The sequence below is a fragment of the Blautia sp. 1001283B150304_161114_C9 genome, from assembly GCF_015668165.1.
GTDB classification, from domain to species: Bacteria; Bacillota; Clostridia; order Lachnospirales; family Lachnospiraceae; genus Blautia_A; species Blautia_A wexlerae.
In genome coordinates, this window is the sequence record NZ_JADPGO010000001.1 from 176429 (window position 1) to 196876 (window position 20448).

The following is a 20448-nucleotide window of genomic DNA, read 5'->3' on the forward strand; positions in this document are numbered from 1 at the left end:
AGCAGATCATCAGTGATTCAAGAATGCCATCGGCTATATCTTTCCGATAAAATCCTGCAAGAAATGCTTTGCTGCACCTACAGCTGAGGCTTCTTTCTTATAAGAACAGTTTTTCAGATATCTCAGATCATGATCAAATCCATTATACTTCATTACTTTTTCCCCAAGAGGTATCATATAATCTGAGAGATATCCACCCATTTCACCTCCAAGAATGATATCCATATCATATGCCATGCGCAGATTTGAAATCAGAATTGCAAGATAATCAAGATACTCTTCCCATTTTTTCTCTGCCTTTTCATCATTGTTTTGAAGCAGCTGCATAAACTGTTCCACAGAATCCTTTGACTCACCAACAAGTGCGCCTGCAGCGCAATAAGCATCTGCACAACCTGATTTTCCACAATAACACTTGCGGCCCTGAGGTACAAGTATCATATGTCCAAATTCTCCGGCCTTCTGATTTTCTCCGGAAAACAAATTTCCCCCTATGCAAAATGCACCGCCAAGAGTCTGATTCAATGAAAGGTAAATTGCATTCTGATAGATGTTCATATCTTCTGCCATCATTGCCGCATTGGCATCATTTGAAAAATAAACCGGGACAGAAAATGCCTGTTCCAGGAAACTGAGACTATAGTTTTCAAGTTTCAGTGCGTGGGATTTTATCACCAGTTTCTGCTCCTGATTAATGATTCCCGGAATAGAGATTCCAACACCCAGAAGCTTTTCTTTCTGTTCTGCATCATTCATATGATCCAGAAATTTCGCCGCATAATCTGCCACCTGACTGCAATATGACATATCAGATACAAATTTCAGACGGATCCGCTCTGATTTCACAATCTCATACTTCAGATTTACCAGCACCATTCCCAGATGATTTGCAGTAATCACAATTCCCATTGCATAACGATAGGATGGATTGATTCCAATACTTTTAGCCTTTCTTCCGCCTGTGGATTCATATTCTCCAGTTTCTATTATGATACCTTTTTCCAATAAATCTTTTACATTAGACAGAACTGTTGGCATACTCAGATTCAGTTCTTTGGATATTTCCACTTTTGATGTGGATTCTCTATTTATAATATAATTTACGATTTTTGATTTCGTAGCAAATTTCTTTTCCAGTCCGCTCATTCTGTTTCTACCTTCTTTTATTAATGTATTTATAAAAGAATGATACCTGTTATTGTCATATTTGTAAATAGCCATTGTCTCTGCAGAGTATGTTGCTTTTTGCAATTGAAGCAGGGAACTTAACTTATTCAGCTGATTCAGTTAATATATCTACAATAACAGATAAATTTATATCATTCAGATGAAATATTATATTTCATTTTTCACGTTAATGATATAAAATTATCGTAACTGTTCAGTACCTTCACAGTCACGAGCCAAAATGCATTAAAAATCACCTGCGGTGATGGCATTTTGGCTTGTATGTCTTGGGATTTTGGTACTTGCGTGCCAAAACACCTCGCGGGATAGTAGACTACTGAATAGTTACAAATTATTAATATAAATATCAGGGCATATTCGAATAATCATTTCTAAACTTTTTCAAATATGCTCAGGAAAGGAACTTTTATACTAATGAAAACCAAGATTCAGGATATGACCTCCGGTTCACCGGGACGGTTGATCATTCTTTTTGCAATTCCACTGATGCTGGGAAATATCTGTCAGCAGCTTTATACAATGGTGGATACCATGGTTGTTGGCCAGGTTGTAGGTGTGGAGGCTCTTGCCGCACTGGGTGCTGTTGACTTTCTGATGTGGGTTGTCACAGGAATATCCACAGGACTCACTCAGGGATTTTCTATTCAACTCTCCCAGTATTATGGGGCAAAGGATTTCGAAAATCTGCGTAAATCTCTGGCTCACAGTTACCGGCTGACCGCATTCATCGCAGCCGGAGTATTGATTCTCAGCCAGTCATTTGCCTCGCTGGTATTAACAGGGCTGCATACACCTTCCAATATTATCGGAATGTCTCTGTTATATCTGCGCATCATTTTCTGTGGAATCCCCGCTACAGCAGCCTATAATATGTTTGCCTCTGCCCTAAGGGCTATGGGAAACAGTAAAACACCGCTGACCGCAATGATCATCGCATCTGTGCTGAATGTCTCACTGGACATCCTTTTTGTGGCAGGCTTCGGATGGGGTGTGGCAGGAGCAGCAATCGCAACTGTGATCGCACAGAGCTTCTCCGCTGTTTACTGTTTCCTGATTTTACGCAGAATTGATATCGTTCATCTGACCAGAGCAGATTTTATGCCTGCCTCCGGCATGAATGCCCGCCTGATGAAACTTGGTATTCCTGTTGTATTCCAGAATATCATCATCGGTGTGGGCGGTCTGGTAGTGCAGTATGTGATCAATGGCTACGGTTTCCTTTTTGTGGCAGGATTTACAGCTACAAACAAGCTTTATGGTCTGCTGGAAATGGCAGCTATTTCCTATGGATATGCCATCGTTACCTATGTGGGTCAGAATCTGGGAGCCGGAAAGATTGACAGGATCAGAAAAGGCGTCCGCAGCAGTATGCTGCTTTCCCTGCTTACCTCACTGATCATTTCTGCTGCCATGTTTTTATTTGGAAAAAATATTCTCTCACTTTTCATCTCAGGTGAACCGCAGCAGACGCAGGAGGTACTGGCAATTGCTTTTAAATACCTTTCTATTATGGCTGCCATGCTTTGGGTTTTGTACTTCCTGTACGTGTACAGATCTGCACTTCAGGGGCTGGGAGATACCTTAATGCCTATGGTAAGTGGTATGGCTGAATTTGTCATGCGTATCAGTGCTGCACTGATTCTTCCCCATTTCATCGGACAGGACGGTATTTTCTTTGCAGAGATTGCAGCATGGAGCGGAGCCACTGTGATCTTATGCATCAGTTATTATGCACGGATGCATAAATATCATTAAAACAAAACAGGCACATAGTCCCGGATATCCGGTATATGTGCCTGTGAAACGTGTAAAATTATGTAAGATTCTTAATCCATTTATATTTCTTATAATGTTTATAGACCACTGGCAGTTTAATGATCTCGTCCAGATTGAGTACAAAGTAGACAACCATAACCGGCAGTTTCAGGATAAATGCGCAGATGCATCCCAGAGGAACAATGATACACCACAGAGTTACAGAATCACACAGCATTCCAAATTTGGAGTCTCCGCCTGCTGCGAAGATTCCTCCTATTGTCATACAGTTTACTGATTTTCCTGCGATGTAATAGGAAGAGATCAGCAGCATTTTTTGCAGATATCCGCGGGCTGTCGGGGTGAGATCTACCATTTTTGTGATAAATGGGGATAAGGCAATCAGGACAAGGCCTGATACAATTCCTGCAATAATCGCAGTTTTGGTAAGTGTCTCGCCTACCTCTTTTGCTTCCTGCAGGCGGTCTGCACCAAGACGGTTTCCCACTATGATACTGCCTGCATTTCCAAGTCCGAGGCAGAAGCATACAACAAGATTTTTGGAAATATTCGCTATTCCATTGGCGGCAACAGCATCCGTTCCCAGATGTCCCATGATCACAGAATACATGGAAAAACCTATTCCCCATGCAAGATTATTGATCAGTAACGGAACTGTTTTCTGCCAGAAACGGCCAAATAACTTTTTCTCACAGCTTCTGAGACTGAATTTCACAGCTCTGATCCTGCACAATACATAACCAACACTCCACAGGAACTGCACAACTGTTGCAAGTACGGTTGCCAGTGCAGCACCTTTAATCCCCATCTTCGGGAAGCCGGACAGGCCAAAAATGAAAACAGCATTCAATGCGATATTGAGAATTACCATAACCCCATTGATCAGGGTACTCATATTTACTGCACCACAGTTCTTCATCATTGCCAGGAAAATCTGTGCAATTCCCGAAAACACATAGGAAATGCCGATGACTCTTAAATACTCACTTCCCAGAACGATCAGAGTTTCCTCATTTGTCAGGATTCTCATGAGCTGTTCCGGAAAGAAAAGGGTTCCTGCCAGAAATACTACTGCAATACATCCACAAATCTTTGTCACAAGGCTGAACACCTGGGAAATACCTGTGTAATCCCCTTTTCCATAATATTGTGCCACAAACATATTCTCGCCTGCCATAAATGCAAACATAAACAGATTAAATACAAAAGTAACCTGTGTGGCCAGTGATACGGCTGACATGGCATCCTGACTTAACTTTCCCAGCATGATCGCATCACATGCTCCGACCAGGGCTGTCATGAACTGCTGAAGTGCGATTGGAAGTGCCAGCCTGACTATTTCTTTTCGTAAACTTCGTTTACGCTCATCCATTATCTTTTTTTGCTCCTGTATAAAATATTAATGATACTCATCAGTCAATTTTCAGAATCATATTCAGGATTCTTCTTGCGCTGAAACGGATCTCTTCTTGTTAAAGCTCTTTCGTTAAAAATGCAAAAGGTTCTTCATCCTGCAGGAAATGCAGAAGCTGATATGCGCACATGATCGCTACATTTTCCTCTTTCAGGATTCTCTTTACTTCTTCTCTGTCAGCAAGTACAACTTCAATTTCCTCTGTGTCTTCCTGTGCATCTTTACTGATTTCACCTTCCGCATATCCATAAACAGTTGCGCAGGATTCATCTGTCATGCCAACCGTTGTGAAATAAGGTTTCTCAAATGCAGGATCTACTTTCAGCGGTGCGAATTTCAGTCCTGTTTCCTCGTACATTTCTCTTACTGCACCCTCATGGAATTCTTCGTTCGATTCTACCAGACCTGCCGGGAATTCATAGATGTATCCGCCGATTGCATATCTGTACTGACGTACCAATACAACCCTGTCTTTTTTCTCTCCGTAAAGACTGTAAATAATTACACCATCCGGAGTATTTTTACCTGTTTTTATTTTTAATTCGTTAATACTCTTCGCACGGGATGCCACAAAATATGACACAGGAGTGTTGTGAATGCTTGTTGCATTTAAATGATACAAATTCAAAAATTTACAGTCTGTCAGTTTCTCAATATTATGTATCTGTCCCATAATGGATACTTCCTTTCGCTATTCATAAACCTCACATTCTGATGTTTATATCGTCTGTTTTATCTTACCATATTATCGTATCTTTTTTAAGTCTGTCTGAAAATTTCCGTAATTATTTTTTGCACATAAAAAAAGAACAGCCACAGATTTTTCATCATACGACTGTTCTTCTTTTTTATTTATTGGATTGCCAATTTATTCTTTATCAGATATAAAATCAATCTCCCTTGAGAACTACACGGATTCTCTTATAGATCAGGAATACGATCAGGGATGTCAGAGCATATTTGAATATGTTGAATGGGAAAATGATCATTGCTGCAAATGTAAGAAGATTATTTACAGAACTGTGTACTGCACTTCCCATTTCGATAAATGCTTCTACCGGCATTCCAAAAGCCTTTCCGTATGCCGGAAGTAACACGAATGCATTGATAAAGCATGCAACTACTGCTGTAAGTACGGTTCCAACTGCCATTCCGATCACTGCATGTTTTCTGCTCTTAACAGATTTATAGCGGTAGATCAGACCTGCCGGAACTGCAAATGTACATCCAAAGATGAAGTTTGCCACATCGCCTACACCTGCTGTCATAGAGCCCTTTGTTACCAGATGCACAAGAATCTTCACCAGCTCGATCAGTACACCTGCGATCGGTCCCATTGCAAATGAGCCAACCAGTACCGGGATTTCTGAAAAATCCAGCTGATAAAAAGTCGGTGCCAGGAAAGGAAGCGGAAACTCCAGATTCATTAAAATTCCTGCGATAGCGCCAAGCATGGCTATCTGTGTAACGGTTCTCGTCTTACTCCTTGCCATCGCATTTCCATTTCTTAATACCTGTTCACTCATACTGTTTCTCTCCTTTGAAATTATTCTTTATGGATATGTCTCATACCCTGTTAAAAGAAAATTCCACAAGCTTTTTATATAATGAAGATTTTCTTCAACATATAAAAAACCCCGGATCATATCCGGGGTAATGAGCACGTATGGTAAATATCGCGTGTTCTTCTCTCATCCAGACTATACTGTCGGTTCTGGAATTTCACCAGATCAGCCGCCGAAGCGGGTCGCGGACTATAACCGCCGGTAGGGAATCTCAGCTGATGCTGATCACCACAACCCCGAAGAATTTTCTTTTATTTGCGTCTGATTATACTACATACAGGCATTTATTTCAATATCATTTGTGACTTTTTTCTGAGTTTTATTTCCATTTAATCAATATTGTTAACCCTACAGCCCGCTAATACAACAACAAGCGTGTCTCCACCCTCGGTATTCTCAAATGAACTGGTTCCAAGCGGCAGACCGGTTACTTCTACTGTATCATCCTCGAAAACATCATCCAATTCTCCATTATAATAAACAGAATACTGCTGTTCTTCTCCATCTATCAGATTTAGCCATGTCAGATAATGTCCTTCTTCCATTTCCTCTTCCTGAACCTGTATTACGTATGCGTCCGAAATTCTCATCAGCTTATCACCATATCTGGATGGATTTTTGTTGATATGGCGAAAATCCAGTTCTGCATCTATCATTTCATCCGGTATTACCAGTTCTGGTGAAGCAGGGAAAAAATCATCATGTTCTTCCAGAAAAGTTTCCGCCTTCTCCGTTAATGTATACTCTGTACTGCATTGATCCTGTATATATGTATACAGATCCAATGCTGTATAGCTTGCGCCTGTATTCTCTGAGGCATATACATTTAAACTGTCCAGAGGTGTTACTCCCTGTAAAATAACCGCTGATAATGCTGCTATTGCAATCCTTTTCATAATTGTTTTTGCTGCCATAGTTATCCCCCTTTTCTTTTGTAACATTTACCATTAATTATATCTTCGCTCTTTCTTTAATATCCTCTACAAATGCTGTAGCTATTTTCTTTCTGTTGGAATATACAACCGCTTTGTTCCCGCTTCTCAGACATATCGTTATTTTATAATTTGAGCCTGCCCATATAAACAGAAGAACACATATGATCATTCCAGGATTAGAAAAACAGGAAATCACTGCCAGACAAATGAAAAATATATAATATCCTGGTATTTTGTAGTTCATAAGTATTGCCGTAATATCTTCATAATAGATCACAGGAATCATATTCTTCTTTACCGGCTTTATATCTATAGTCAGCTTTTCGTGATCAGCAAGAATTGTGCTGTAAATCCTTCCCGTCAGCCACGATAAATAAATTCCTCTTGAAGAACTCATGGTATACTTCATATTCTGCTTTGTCACAGCATTTTCTTTTTCCTGTGTAGGCTGTGTTTGAGTTTCCAGTGCTTCCATATTACTTTCCCCTCTTATTTCAGTTTTTACCGACCAATGTCAGCAGCAGTGCAATGGGTATTGTCACAAATCCTGCAACCATACAGATAATAAAACGTGTCATGTAGAAGTATGTTGCATTGGAATAAACATACACTTTCTTAGACCACCATATCTTATTAGTCGCCCAATATGCTGCCGCTATGTAAGCGATCATAAGTATTGCTGCCATAGTTTTCACCTCACTTATGTACAATCTTCAGTAATTCATTTAGAGGATTGTTATAATTCACTCATCTTTATTACACTCATTATACCCTTCTCTTATCAGCTTTTCATTCACTGACAGTATATGTTTTACGCCACAGCAACAATAGTTTTCTCACTTATGGCCAAACGTTATTTTTGTTCCTTACAGTAACGTAGCCAACTATCAAATATAAAATTTACAATCTTCTTTGATAATTGACGAACTCCTGAGAATATGCTTTAATGGGTTTAGTATAAATACTTCAGGAGAACAAACATAGTTCTCAACTACGCATCTACACCAATGATACATTGTATCATATCTCACAAAAAGAAATGGAGGAACACAAATGGGTCTTATAGCTATCAGCAGTCTGATGCTCTTGGGCGGTATGTATCTGATGATCGCATTCGCATGGTGGCTTCTGCAGATCATTGCCAACTGGAGAATCTTTACCAAAGCAGGAGAGGACGGATGGAAAAGTATTATTCCAATATATGGCGATTATATTTCTTATAAAATCGCATGGCAACCTGCATATTTCTGGCTGACATTGGTTCTTGGAATCGTATCTTCCTGCTTACAGGGAACTCTTGAAACAAACGACAGTTTAATGATCTCCATGATCATCGTACTGATCAAAATCATACTTGCCATAATCAGCATTATATACAGTGTTAAGCTTGCAAGAGCTTTTGGCAGAGGCACAGGATTCGCCATTGGCCTTATTTTCTTACAGCCAATCTTCATGCTGATCCTTGGCTTCGGCGATGACAGATATTATGGGGCAGATAAATAAGTATATATTAAATGGAAAATCCCCGGAACTTACGTTCCGAGGATTTTTACATATATACAGATTACAGTTTATTATAGAATTCTGTTGTCAAAATATTCTTTTACCGTTTCACAGCAAAAATCAGAATTGTCAGTCCACTGGAGCAGACAGATAACTTGCCAGACAATATCCAGATGAACCTTGATAATACACAGAAATAAATCCGTTTCCGACATCTCCGAATGTAGCAACGGCTGTTCCCAACGGAATCTGACAAATTTCAGCAGCATTTACATCTGGATTTGTGCGAAGAGTAATACTTTCATTGCAGTTAATCACATAACGTGTATGTGGAATCGGAGCACCTTCTGTTGGTTCTTCATATTTAGTAACCTGAGTAAGCGCAATCCATCCGTATGTTCCATTATAATTTGTATAGCCCCATGAATTTCCATTGGAAGCCACTGCTTCCTGAGTTACAGTCAGAACTGTTCCGTTTGGAATCATGTCTGGAAGAACTTTATCATACTCCACTCCTGCGCCACAGCGCATGTTTACACCGCCATCTGGGGCTGTTACTTCTACATCATACGAATTGCTGCCTGTCGGAATATCCGATGGCGAAAGGAATTCTATCTTATTATCAAATTCAGTATAATTTTCATTCTCACCAAGCTGTCTTGATTCTATTTCCGTCTCTGTTATAGCATTTCCACTCTTTGTAACACGAGTAATTCTCTGACATCCCTGTTTTCCCCATACAAAATACATCCCATTTCCATCAGGGGCTGTATAAAACATGCCTTGATCTCCCACTGTGCCAATCATACTTACATATTTTCCATCTTGCAGTGTATAAATATCATTTACCCAGTCTGCAAGACACGTGCCATGTGAGATAATCAGTTCCCTAATTCCATCCTGATCAATATCATATAATGCCACTGAAATACCTAAATTTCCCGCAGTCGCTCCTGCATCTGCTATCACACTTTCATATGTAGCGTACTCTGGCATATTCTTATAATTTATTGGATTGGATGCCATAACATCAGTACTTCCAGAAAATGCAATACTGCTTAAAAGTAGCGCACTGGTAACAACTGATATTTTTAATAAATTTTTCTTTTTACTCATAATATTTTTCTCCCTATATTGCTTTTTATAGATACTCCATAATCAATCACCATTAAAAATCTGGTCTATCTTTCGTTTCCAATCACCTTTTTGTTTAACCTTATCTTTCTCTGTCAACTTTACTTCTGTTCTTCCCTTTTCTTTTACATCTGATATTTCTTTTTCATATAAAAATCCATATCTGTCCTTTAATGTTACATGAAATATTGAATATTCGTCATAGTCATCCGGAATTTTTACTGAAAAACTTTCTTTTTTAGGATTCACTTTATGCGCTGCATTAATTTCTGTTCCTTCACCTACAGTAATATAAACTTCATTTATAATTTGTCCTGTTTCGTTTATGATTGTAAGATATCGTTCGTCTTCTTTTTTTTCAGCAATATCATTTTCTACACCTGATTTGTCTTTCGTTTTAGACAAATTTCCACATGCATATCCTCCTCCAAAAATCAATGTTGCTACCAACAAAGCTACTGCAATACTTGCTATTATTTTCCACATTAATTTTCTCCTGTTGAATTTAATTTCTGTATTTTTTCTTTTGTTTTTTGATTTTCATTTTTTGAACTATGTAAACTTTATTTCTGAGAATCTTGAATCTGATGATTTGTGTCTGAGGTCTTAGATATTTCTTTTTTACAATTTTGTTTTTTTACAGTTGATATTGTCTGTTTTCCATAATCAGTTAGCTTCTCGCCTGCTAATCTAGCCTCTTTCCCAGCCTCATAAATGTTGTCTTTCATTCCCATAAAAGTACGTTGTGCACATTTATGATAATATGGAAGCATCTCCTGAATCGCCGGTTCAATCACCAGATAAAGTATAATCCCAACTGCTGCACCCATTGCATAAACGGTTCCCCATATATTTCCCATAGCTACATTCAAGCTTATGATTTTAAAAAATCCACAAAGAACTATAAATGCCATACATCCAACGCTTAGAATTTTTAAACCTAGCCAGGATAAAATCATTGCCAATACAAAAAGCATTCTGCAGTCAATATATGTCCCTATAATAGGAATTTGAAATTCCCGACTGGACAAAATACTCTGAATAAATGAAGACAATAATAAAACTGACAATATAAAAAAAATCCAATCTGTACAATCTGACATTCTCTGCAACCCTTTAAACCTAATAACATAAGCTGAATATATCACAATTGCCATTACAGTTGAAATAAGATCTGGTTTTATGGAGATCGTTGCATGTTCTGATTTCCAGTTAATAAAAGATAATAAAACTGCAATCAGCATACCGATTATGGAACCGGCTGTAACTACTTTAGTTTTTATGGCTTTACTGGTATAAATTTCTCCATTACAACCATATTCCTCTATAAATTGTTCTCTCGCCAGCTGTTGTGCTTCTTCTTTTGTAGAGGCTTTAACTCTATACGATTTTCCTTGTAAATTAACAATTTTCCCTTCTGTATGTATTAAATATTTCATAGTTTTTTCTTCTCCCTCAGTAATAATTTTTTACGTCTTTCTAAGTTGAACTTCAATGTGTTACTTATTTATGCTAAAACGGGAAGAAAAATATTTCCAAATACTTTTCTCCCCATTTTGTTCGCAACACTTCTATAAAAATTAATAGAAGTTCAAAAGAATTAAATCTTCTCTCCCGTTATATAAACTCTATTCTTGCTCCTCAAATTTCTCTTTAATTTTTTCAACAGTCCTATTCTTAATTCTTTTTCCTATTATTTTTACTTCACTTATTATTTCATTCCTCCATTCTCCAGAAAATTTTGGCTCATTATCCATATTATCCCAAGAAAAATCACCAGAATTATAATCATACTCTTCATATAAATCGTAGTTTTTTTTTTGTAACAAAATAGCTTTTCTGCTATTTTACACCTTTCTATCCCCTTCTCATCTATTTTTTTTCTTAATTGTAGATTTTTTTCTAATGTTTCCATATCCGGAACTCCTGTAGACGTTTCTATAAACACTGCGTCTTTTTGTTTAACCATATTAAGATAATCATGATTTATGTTGAAAATACTTCCATATCCACAGGAACTGATTTTTTTTATTTTTTCCGTCTGAATGCGATATCCAAAGTAAAAAAGAGTATCTGGTTTAATGCTTTCCAAATAATTATTTATAATTTCAGTTTCTGTATTTTCCTTCTGCATTAATGCTTCAAATTCTGTCCACTCATCTGTAACAATGGCAAAATTAATATAATATTTCACGTTTTCCTTTGTTGCAGTAAACTTTTTCTTTAATAAGAAATACGTATCTGCACTTTCGGGAATCTTGCCATATCCTCCTCTGACTATTCCATTTTCAAAACACTGCTGTATAAATGGATTTATTTTATCGCAACTTGGTTCCTGTAAATCAATATCATACGAAGAAGTTTCAACTTTACCAATATGATATCCTGCCGGAGAACCTTCATAACTACAATAATAATAGATTTGCATAATATCCACTCCCTATTCATCAAATTTCATAGGATCCTGAAGAATGCGATATCCTTCTCCTGATTTTTTTAATTTCTTCAATAACAGTTTTTTCTGATTTTGATAATCTTCAGGACTTGAATGTTTTAAAAAAAGTTCCATCATTGCTTCTATAATCCAGTCCCATAAACTTTTCTTTAATATACTTTTTTTATTTTTTTCGGAAAGGTACATGAGATATGTCAACAAATATACTAATGGTTGCTCACAATGCTTGGGTTCTGGTTTTCTGCCAGCATTATCATCAAAACAATAAATCGCCTTTTTCGGAGTGCCAAACTGACGATTTATCTTGACATCACCACTTTCTCTATCTCTTTCAAAATGACTAAAATATGCCTTTCCAAGTGTAAAAATCGGAGTAATAGCAACTTCATACTTGGTCGGATTTTTTTTAAAGTATCTAATTAATTCTTCATATGATTGCATTGTTGCAGTAAGTACCTTATCCATTTTATTATCTTTCAAATATCTCTCACACTTCAGTGGAACAAATAGCACTAGCATTCTCTGTGGACGAGCCTTTTCCAAAGCCATTTTTATCATTTCTCCTGTCCTATGACAAAAATTGCGTCGTTCATTATATTTTCCCTCTTCTTCCATCATATGTGGCGTATCAATAGCAATCATTAAAACCTGACTTTTTTTCATCGTTTCAAACAAAAGATTCTCGTGTTCCTTATCGGCTAACCACTCTCCTGGATAATCCACAAAATTAACCTGCATACTGTCCCGCTTATCTTTAATTCCTACTTCCAATGAATATGTCGTCATCTCTGCTGTAGGATTACTATCTGGTGAAAAAGTACGATTGTCGCTTCCAAGAAAATATTCTTCTATCTCATTATTTTTTTCTTCTAAAATACTTAATGTTTCTAAATCAGCATAGGACATAGTCAGATCAGTTTCTGCAAACTGTTGTTCAAAATTTGATTTCATGGCAGCAAGAACACTAGTCTTTCCACAACGGCGCCCTCCAACCATCATAACCTGTACTTTTAATGCATTTTTCGCAGCCATTACTCTACCTCCATATATGTAAATTCAAATTGATTTTTATCATCATATTTGCGAATTTTATTCACCAGAAAATTCCATTTATCACTAACACCTTTTTGTTGCTGATATTCAAGATATTCATCTTCCCAGATACATGGTATAGAATCTTCATACAGGTATCTCCATTCATCTGTTACTTCTCGTTTTCCATCTTTAGCACATACAATACGGTCATAAAAATCCTTTACTACAGCCCATAATGCACTATTAGGATAACTATATAAGGGTTCCAGTTCTTCTTTAATTGATTTGTAAACAATTTCCAGATTATGTTCCAGCCAGAATATAATATCGTCCGCCTGTTCTTCTTTTTTCTTTCCCTTTATAGTCACCTGTCCAAGCACACTTAAATCAATGACATCTAAATGATTTCTTACACGATAAATCAGATAACTCTCCATTTTCAAATCAAAATCAGCTAATTTTTTTAGTGCCTCCACGATTAATTTATATCTGGGATAACCACTGAGATAGGAAATCATTTTTTCTAGCCATTCATCTTCATTTTCTGTTGATGCATTAAATAATCTTCCAAGTTTTCCCTGGGTTTCATCTGCGAGACAATATAAAACGTCCTGTTTCATTTTCTTTACCAGATCATGCAAAGTAACATTCAATTTAAGAAAATCATCAATAATAGCAATGCGTATCTGATTTGTGAATATTTCATATACATTAAGCTGATTCTTTGTTCCCACATTTAATACTTCCATAACAGTTTCTTTTTCAGGAACCAACTTTAATATATTTTTTAATTTTTCTTCTGACGCTGTTTTTAAACTTTCACATACATTCCGTCTTTCTTTTCCATAAGGTCCACCTTCTAAATACAATTCCCGTACAGAATTAGTCATTTCACCTATAATATCAACGATTTTACTGTCAAATTCTCTCTTTGCATCTTCATCCACAGATGCTTTAAATGTTTCCCCAATCCTATTTGCAATAAGATGATATTCCTGATAAAGCCTATACAGGCTTTTTTCCGCCTTACCTAATAATACGTCATCCATTTCCGGTAAATTACTTGATAACTTTTCAAGAACAGGAACCAGAAGTTTTTTCTCTACAGTTTCTTTATCTTTACAATCCACCCGTAATTTATCCGCAACCGGGAAATCCGGCATTTTTTTCAATGTTTCCATAATAAACGGAATTCCTGCTGTATTATTAGAGACATCACTGTTTACTTCATTAATAATCCAGAACAACATACGTCTGGTATAATCTGCTGTCATTTTTTTACTTATATCATTTACAATATCAATGTCATCCTGTTCAATACGAGGACGCTGTGCGTCCGGACGCGTCATCAGCAAAATAACATCACTGTCATTACTTACTGTCTCCAACATCTGCTCCCGAATATCAAGTGCCGTTGCTCCCAGACCAATTGTATCTACAAGTACTATTTTCCCGCAGTCTTTATATGGAAATGCACACAGGATATTAGCAACTTTCACTCCAAGATATGTAAAATACTTCTGCTCTTTATATTTACTGTTATACTGAGCAACATAACTTTCAATTTCCTCTGCCGGTATTTTCTTTACACTTCCAAGCAACGGGATTACTTCCGCACTATGTTCTATATATTTTTCAAGCTGTAAATATAAAGACTGTTTCTGAGCACTTGTAATATCTATTTTTGACTGCAATTGTTTCTGTTTCAGTTCCTCAATCTCATCAACTGAATCTATCTCATAAACATCTTTTCCAAATATTTCACTCAAATATTTATTTACAATATCTTTATATTCTTTTCGTGTATAAAATGTAATTTCCGCAGTTACAGTATCATCGCCAGAATTTGTGATAATTGATTTTGCACCTGTACAGTCCTCTCCATTCGAAGAGGGAATAATCTCTCCAGAAAGTCCACTTATATTCTGCATTACAAGACTTTTTCCCTGTCCTGCACGCCCTACAAAACTAATATGTATCTGTTTTCTTGAAAATCGGATTTTCAACTGTTCCAGTAAATCCTGAACATTATCATAATAATTATGAAATGTTGCTGTATCAATTGTCCTCAATTGTTCAAAAATAGTAAGATTTTCTTTTGCTATGCAGACACTGCTTTCAAGATTTTTTTCGAGCATTTCCTGACATGTGTTTTCCAGATCCGCAACCACCTTATTTATTTGGGTTAATCGTTGCTGCATTTGTATAATCTGCGGTATTTTTTCCTGCCTTTTTTTCACTATCTCATTAATTTTTTCGGCTATATCCATATTAAATCTCCCTCCCATTTTACTATTAAACGAATTTTCTACATCCGTTTCACCCTGAGAACTATTTTCCAATTCTCAGATTTTCCTCATACTTAATCCGTTTTCCGATATACTATTTGATAGTTTTAAATAATTTGTATTTACGATAATAATTTTACGTCTTTTAACACCTATTGTAAAGTAATTTGTCGAAATATTATTAACGTAATATGGAATTAAAGGAGATGCAAAATTGTTTGATGTATTAGAAAAAATAACCTCTTTACGGGAAGAACGGGGATGGACAACATATCGTCTTTCCAAATTGTCCGGTATTCCACAATCTACTATTTCCACGTGGTACCGGAAAAATCTTATGCCACCCATAGACAAACTTGAAATTATATGCCAGACCTTTGGTATTACTCTGGCAGAATTCTTTAATGATACAGATGTTCTGGTTTCCATGACTGAAGAAGAAAAAAATATGCTGTCACAGTGGAATCTGCTGACTCCTGCTCAGAGAGCAGCTGTGATAAATATTATCGGTCTGCTACTGTCCAGTGATTGAACCTTCCCTGGACAATAGCAATTTGAACTTCAATATTTTTCTTTTCCTTCATTGCTTATTATAACTTACTCATCTTTTCATTTCATTCACTGGCAGTATATATTTAATGCATATTGATCTATTGCTGCCCGCATACTGATATTCACAAAATATTTTAACAGGATATATCCAAACCCCATTGCCAGAAAAAATAGAATAAGATCAAGCAGATATTCTTAATTGAAGCAGTGCTTACTTGATTCGGTTAAATTCTCATTATCAAAGAATCACGACCACCGGCTTAGCTGATGGTCGTGATTCTTCTTATACCGAAAGATTTAATTCAAGATAATAAACTATCCCGTTTATTATCCGCTCTTTTTTCTTTCTTCTACTTTTCTATAATTTTTTTATTTAATAAAAGTGTGATTGTGGATAAAATCCATGTGTAATCGTAGTCTCATATTTGTCTGCTGAAGACCACCCAATAAGTTTCTGATCACAATAGGATTTCTCAGTGACCTTAATTCCATTTCCGGAAACTACAAATGTCAATGTATGTCTTTCTCCATCTGAACATGTAAATTTAGCCGTTGCCTTCTTTCCGTTTGAATCAATAATTGCAGTAATATTGTTTCTATCCATCTTAGGCATATGTACAGAAACTTTCATTTTGTTTCCACTGATACTTGTAATATTCAAATAGAATCCACCATTAGAAAAGGCCCATAATTTTTTCACTTTAAACTTTACCGGATTCTCAGATACGCTGGTTTTTGTATTCAATTTCGAATTTCTGTTAACTGTTGTATTGTCATATAAGACAGGTGCCTTTTTGTATTCCGCTCCACCAGTCAGATTTTGCAAAATATTCTTGTATGATTTAAAACTAATTGCTTTACCAATTCCGTTAAAGTAAGTAGTATTTCCTGTATATCCGGAATAAATCCTTTCTGCTTTTTTTGATACTTTTCCCCGGGAATATTTCAGATATGTATACACTGTACTTCCATATTTCAATCCCGTTCCAACATTAACAAATACACCTTTTGAGGCATATATCTGTCCCATTTTATAATATCTGTCAAAAGAATAAATACATTTGACTTTTCCATTCACGTAACTATATAATTTGTAATCGTAATTGTAATTCCATTTTTTTGTACATACATATAATTCCGGAATTGAATCATTATTAATATCAGTCAGTCCAAATTTTAAATTAGAAGGTGCGATATAAGTACTTCCATCCCAGTTTACTGATTTTGATAAAAATGCCGCATAAGCTTTCTTTGCAGTTGATGCTGAAGCGGCCTGAACCTCCTGTGAATTTATCTGGAATATCCCTGATACTGTTAATGTCATCACTGATATCCATATTAAAATCTTTCTTATAAAATCTTTTTCTCTGCTCATTTTCTATTGCTCCTTTATACAAATTCAGGCGGATAAAATCATCCACTTTTAGTTAAATATATAAACCATTATCTGCTATAAACTTCTTTGCATCCTGTATTGTTTTATTAACAGCATATTCATTTACAATATTATTATCTGTAACCTCATCTTTAAATACCAGCTTAGTTTTACACATTTTAAAGAGCAGACCTACCAGTAGCACTGTATTTTCTGTAATAGTCCTTTCTTCTTCTGTAAAATCATCCCAAAAAACTTTTCTTTTTTCAACAACTATCCTCTTTAGTTTTTCGAAATGTCTTTGATAACATGCATTTACCGTAATCAAACTATTATTAAAGTTCATTGCCACACAGTAAAGTTCATTTAAATAACTACATATTTCATTTACCTCATTTTCCGCTTTCAACATCTGTGCCCATGCTTCATCAGCTTTATCAGACAATGAACCACCCACAATATTAAAAATAACTCCACCTACCAGCAATCCAACTCCTAATGTCGATGCGCCTAAAATTGTACTTCCAAGTGCCATTCCACCGCCTCCGGCAGCTAATGATCCTCCGCCAAGTGCCGCTAATGTAGCATTTGTGGCAGCAACACCTGAAAGACTTGCTATCGCAGTTCCTGTAGATGCTGTTCCCAAAGCCATTACTGCAGCTGTAGTAGCACCTGCCGCCGCAAATCCTCCTGCTGTTCCAACAGCAGCACCTGTAATACCTCCCAGAAGAACACCTGCACCAACTGATACATTCTTCAATTCTTCAGCATCATATTTCGGTAATTCAACATCATTCTTCTTATATCCTTTAAATTCTGGTCTTCCCTGAATTCTTTCAAGTACATCTGAGAATTGTTGAAAACTCTTTAAAATAGTCAGCTCTCTTGTTCCTACTTCATCCATTTTACTACAGGTAATTCTGTTTTTACTTTCAAATTTTTCAATATTAGCTTTATGTCGCGACTCCGCCCTTTTCATCGTATCATTTGCATCCTTCATCTTTGATGCACCTTTTACTCCATTAACAACACCTGCTACCCCTGCGGCTGCAGCTAATCCCCCTAAAATAAATGGTATTGGCATATTTTTCTCCTTCCTATTTTTTCATTTTATTACAAGCATCATAATTTGCTTTATAATATTCTTCCAGTGACATTGTGTCTTTAAAAAATTTCTCATAACACTCATCAACTCTGCACAATAATGGTCTGAAATCATATATTGAACACAAATTCCCAACTAAATATTTGCATGTTCCATCTCCTTTGTCCAATTCACTATATATTTTTGATTTACCAAGATTTCTACAGCAACACCCACATTTATCACATTCAAACACTATTCAAATACCAACTTTCCATGTTTATTTGACATATGTTCATTAAAATCTCCCTCCCATGGTTTCTTAATTCCTAGTTTTTCAAATTCTTCAAGCAACAATCTGTTCAGTTCTTTTTCTGACTCTGCCTTTACAAATACTGTTATAACCTTTTCAAACTTAGAAGTTTCTTTTTTATACTGTTCCAAATCAATCTGTCTCAACTGTTCTAAATACTGTACCAGCAATTCATTGATTCTTTTATATGCATCAAGCTGCCTTTGAACAGCGTTTGACAAGCCTACTCTGATACAAACTTCTTTCAAAACTAATGTTGTCAATCTTACCCATGCACATAAATTCATGCGCATGAAAAATGCCAAAAAGTTCCCGCCGGATCTGATTCCTGCATCAATCCCATCTATTACACATAACGTACCATTTCCGATCAAAAGCATCACTCGCAAATCCGCATTTTTAGAAGTAGGAATACACTCTTTAAGTGGTTTATGATATTGAATATATCTTCTTAACATCCAAATAAGCCGAATTGTCAGTTCTGTAACTATTACAGGAATAGCCTGTGCCATTCCAAACCTGAAATCATATCCCTGTGTAAATGCTATCTGAGCAATTTCTGCCAGATTCTTCTTTTCATTTTTATAATTAAAGCTTCCATTTTTACAAAAACCAAAGAATTCATAAAACGGCATTACAATACCGGTTCCTCTGCCATGTGCTCCTGAACTTCCCGCTATATCAGACATTAAATGAATGATCCAGTTAGAAACTCCACACATTATTTTCATAATAAAATTTCCACCTTTTAATTCAAATGTATCAGTAGAAATTGTGACTAAGCGTCCATTTACAACAAACGTTGATTTTGAAGCAAATTGATTCAAAATCGAAAAGAACAATCCCACAACATCCGGAGAATGTGCCAAAGACATCATATGATGAGTTTTTGGTGCAATATTAAACAGATCATTGACATCCCCTGGCTTTCTCTGATCATAATTTACTCTTGAATTTCGCTCTAAAAATCCGATTGCTGATTTAACATTATCCACATTTTTTTCCTTCGGATTCCAACCCATTTTTCTGGAAAAAGCCATTACTGCTTTATCAACTTGTTGATCTGTCCATGTTCCTAACGCACTATCTCCAGGACTTCCGACTCCAAATATATCAATCATTCCTCCAATAGCCCCACAGACTACCGCTGCAATATAATCATATTTATCACATCGGTCTTCACTTTGTAATAATTTTCGATTTGCTTCACTTAATTCAATTTTAATTTCTCTATTATCCATACTTTTTCCTTCATATTTTTAATAAATCTTCCATGGATTACTATTGATACTCTTACCATTTCTGAATATTCTCAGGGAATACGGAAATACAGTCAAGCGGATAAAATCATCCACTTTGCTACGTAGCTCTACAGCGAATAAATGCTTCGCAGTGGACTTACTTGATTCGGTTAAATAATGTAGATATTTTCTTAGTTATTATTTTATTGTATTTCTTACTTTATAATAGGTCAATTAGTCCCTAAAGTCAACAGGTCATTATGCCATAATTCTTATAAAAGGAGGTGTATATGTCACGTTTAAAAGAGTTACGCCGCGAGCGAGGCTACACGCAGATAAAAATGCAACATCTTACCGGTATTGATCAGAGTGATTATTCAAAAATTGAAAACGGCAAGCGGTACTATACCTTTGAACAATGCCGACGGATTGCTCTTGCACTCAATACAAGCATGGATTATCTGGCCGGACTCACGGATGTTAAGGATGCCTACCCGCGGAAGCCCTCTAATTCCTCCGCAGAATCAGCACCTGACAATAGTACTTCATAAGTCATTGTCGATTTGAAAACAAAGAACCTATGAATATAT

At 36.3% G+C, this 20448-nt stretch carries 20 protein-coding genes and 1 riboswitch; of the genes, 4 read left to right on the forward strand and 16 right to left on the reverse strand.

Annotated elements, in window-relative coordinates; all coding sequences use genetic code 11:
* Window positions 1-33: 33 nt before the first annotated feature.
* Window positions 34-1146, reverse strand: coding sequence for an ROK family transcriptional regulator (locus tag I4V44_RS00780; RefSeq protein ID WP_055059290.1), 1113 nt, complete (start codon window positions 1144-1146; stop codon window positions 34-36).
* 456 nt (window positions 1147-1602) lie between these two features.
* Between I4V44_RS00780 and I4V44_RS00785 the strand changes: the two genes are divergently transcribed.
* Window positions 1603-2943, forward strand: a complete 1341-nt coding sequence (locus tag I4V44_RS00785; protein ID WP_196002160.1) for an MATE family efflux transporter — start codon at window positions 1603-1605, stop codon at window positions 2941-2943.
* A 58-nt stretch (window positions 2944-3001) separates the two neighbouring features.
* Here I4V44_RS00785 and I4V44_RS00790 read toward each other — a convergent pair whose 3' ends face one another.
* From I4V44_RS00790 to I4V44_RS00815, 6 genes are all read right to left on the reverse strand, one after another.
* Window positions 3002-4336 (reverse strand): MATE family efflux transporter, encoded by a 1335-nt coding sequence (locus tag I4V44_RS00790; RefSeq protein WP_196002161.1) that lies wholly within the window; start codon window positions 4334-4336, stop codon window positions 3002-3004.
* Window positions 4337-4436: 100 nt separating this feature from the next.
* Window positions 4437-5051 (reverse strand): NUDIX hydrolase, encoded by a 615-nt coding sequence (locus tag I4V44_RS00795; protein ID WP_196002162.1) that lies wholly within the window; start codon window positions 5049-5051, stop codon window positions 4437-4439.
* Between the two features lie 217 nt (window positions 5052-5268).
* Complete coding sequence (locus I4V44_RS00800; RefSeq protein ID WP_055058216.1) at window positions 5269-5904, reverse strand: ECF transporter S component; 636 nt, start codon at window positions 5902-5904, stop codon at window positions 5269-5271.
* Window positions 5905-6057: 153 nt separating this feature from the next.
* Window positions 6058-6191: riboswitch (FMN riboswitch) on the reverse strand.
* Window positions 6192-6272: 81 nt separating this feature from the next.
* Entirely contained in the window at window positions 6273-6857 is a 585-nt protein-coding gene (locus tag I4V44_RS00805) for a hypothetical protein (protein ID WP_118338652.1), read from the reverse strand.
* A 37-nt stretch (window positions 6858-6894) separates the two neighbouring features.
* Complete coding sequence (locus I4V44_RS00810; protein WP_196002163.1) at window positions 6895-7353, reverse strand: hypothetical protein; 459 nt, start codon at window positions 7351-7353, stop codon at window positions 6895-6897.
* 19 nt (window positions 7354-7372) lie between these two features.
* Window positions 7373-7564 (reverse strand): hypothetical protein, encoded by a 192-nt coding sequence (locus tag I4V44_RS00815; protein WP_055059284.1) that lies wholly within the window; start codon window positions 7562-7564, stop codon window positions 7373-7375.
* Window positions 7565-7931: 367 nt separating this feature from the next.
* Here I4V44_RS00815 and I4V44_RS00820 point away from each other — a divergent pair, with 367 nt between their 5' ends.
* Window positions 7932-8381 (forward strand): DUF5684 domain-containing protein, encoded by a 450-nt coding sequence (locus tag I4V44_RS00820; protein WP_196002164.1) that lies wholly within the window; start codon window positions 7932-7934, stop codon window positions 8379-8381.
* A gap of 129 nt (window positions 8382-8510) precedes the next feature.
* Here I4V44_RS00820 and I4V44_RS17460 read toward each other — a convergent pair whose 3' ends face one another.
* From I4V44_RS17460 to I4V44_RS00850, 6 genes are all read right to left on the reverse strand, one after another.
* Window positions 8511-9497, reverse strand: coding sequence for an SH3 domain-containing protein (locus I4V44_RS17460; RefSeq protein WP_243280157.1), 987 nt, complete (start codon window positions 9495-9497; stop codon window positions 8511-8513).
* A gap of 42 nt (window positions 9498-9539) precedes the next feature.
* Window positions 9540-10001 carry a hypothetical protein gene (locus tag I4V44_RS00830; RefSeq protein WP_196002165.1) on the reverse strand — a complete coding sequence of 154 codons (462 nt, stop codon included), beginning with the start codon at window positions 9999-10001 and terminating at the stop codon, window positions 9540-9542.
* A 77-nt stretch (window positions 10002-10078) separates the two neighbouring features.
* Window positions 10079-10954 carry a hypothetical protein gene (locus I4V44_RS00835; RefSeq protein ID WP_118569804.1) on the reverse strand — a complete coding sequence of 292 codons (876 nt, stop codon included), beginning with the start codon at window positions 10952-10954 and terminating at the stop codon, window positions 10079-10081.
* A 272-nt stretch (window positions 10955-11226) separates the two neighbouring features.
* Window positions 11227-11943 carry a hypothetical protein gene (locus I4V44_RS00840; protein WP_118593018.1) on the reverse strand — a complete coding sequence of 239 codons (717 nt, stop codon included), beginning with the start codon at window positions 11941-11943 and terminating at the stop codon, window positions 11227-11229.
* Between the two features lie 12 nt (window positions 11944-11955).
* Complete coding sequence (locus I4V44_RS00845; protein WP_196002166.1) at window positions 11956-13002, reverse strand: TRAFAC clade GTPase domain-containing protein; 1047 nt, start codon at window positions 13000-13002, stop codon at window positions 11956-11958.
* Window positions 13002-15275 carry a hypothetical protein gene (locus I4V44_RS00850; protein ID WP_196002167.1) on the reverse strand — a complete coding sequence of 758 codons (2274 nt, stop codon included), beginning with the start codon at window positions 15273-15275 and terminating at the stop codon, window positions 13002-13004. The genes I4V44_RS00845 and I4V44_RS00850 overlap by 1 nt, the downstream gene beginning before the upstream one ends.
* 232 nt (window positions 15276-15507) lie before the next feature.
* Between I4V44_RS00850 and I4V44_RS00855 the strand changes: the two genes are divergently transcribed.
* Window positions 15508-15825 carry a helix-turn-helix domain-containing protein gene (locus I4V44_RS00855; protein WP_182437289.1) on the forward strand — a complete coding sequence of 106 codons (318 nt, stop codon included), beginning with the start codon at window positions 15508-15510 and terminating at the stop codon, window positions 15823-15825.
* A gap of 393 nt (window positions 15826-16218) precedes the next feature.
* Here I4V44_RS00855 and I4V44_RS00860 read toward each other — a convergent pair whose 3' ends face one another.
* The 3 genes from I4V44_RS00860 to I4V44_RS00870 form a co-directional block, all read right to left on the reverse strand.
* Window positions 16219-17220, reverse strand: coding sequence for a hypothetical protein (locus I4V44_RS00860; protein ID WP_196002168.1), 1002 nt, complete (start codon window positions 17218-17220; stop codon window positions 16219-16221).
* Window positions 17221-17272: 52 nt separating this feature from the next.
* Window positions 17273-18304, reverse strand: a complete 1032-nt coding sequence (locus I4V44_RS00865) for a hypothetical protein (protein ID WP_196002169.1) — start codon at window positions 18302-18304, stop codon at window positions 17273-17275.
* Between the two features lie 255 nt (window positions 18305-18559).
* The gene (locus I4V44_RS00870; protein ID WP_196002170.1) at window positions 18560-19858 is read right to left on the reverse strand and encodes a hypothetical protein; all 1299 of its coding nucleotides are present in this window, start codon (window positions 19856-19858) and stop codon (window positions 18560-18562) included.
* A 290-nt stretch (window positions 19859-20148) separates the two neighbouring features.
* Here I4V44_RS00870 and I4V44_RS00875 point away from each other — a divergent pair, with 290 nt between their 5' ends.
* Window positions 20149-20409: a helix-turn-helix domain-containing protein gene (locus I4V44_RS00875; protein ID WP_196002171.1), complete on the forward strand. Its 261-nt coding sequence runs from the start codon at window positions 20149-20151 to the stop codon at window positions 20407-20409.
* Window positions 20410-20448 lie beyond the last annotated feature (39 nt).